We start from the raw sequence: 290 nt of genomic DNA, 5'->3' as shown, positions 1-290 counted from the left end.
ATCGAGTTGGGCTTGGTGACGAAGGTCGCGCGGCGCAGGTCGGGGAACAGCTCGCGGGCGAAGGCGATGTACTCGGCGAAGTTGGTCGCCCGCGGCTCGATCACGATGAGGCTGTCGCTTACCCCGCGTGCCCTGGCGTGGCGGGCGAACAGCTCGGCTTCCGGCTCGACCCAGAGATGGCGCGTCCAGTGCCCGGTGTTGCCGGTGAACAGCAGGCGTTCGGCGAGGCCGCGTTCGAGCAGTTCGCAGGCGTGGTCGCAGACCCGCAGGTCGTAGGAGCCGCATACCAC

General features: G+C 68.6%; 1 protein-coding gene. It reads right to left on the bottom strand.

Going from position 1 to position 290, the window contains the following annotated elements:
- Positions 1-290, bottom strand: a 290-nt coding sequence (locus WDW90_RS38890) for a YdcF family protein (protein ID WP_336492970.1), incomplete at both ends; no start/stop codon positions are given.

The sequence above is a fragment of the Methylobacterium nigriterrae genome (assembly GCF_037106235.1).
Classification (GTDB): domain Bacteria; phylum Pseudomonadota; class Alphaproteobacteria; order Rhizobiales; family Beijerinckiaceae; genus Methylobacterium; species Methylobacterium nigriterrae.
Note: the sequence above shows the minus strand (reverse complement) of the source record. Positions and strands in the feature narration are given on the sequence as shown.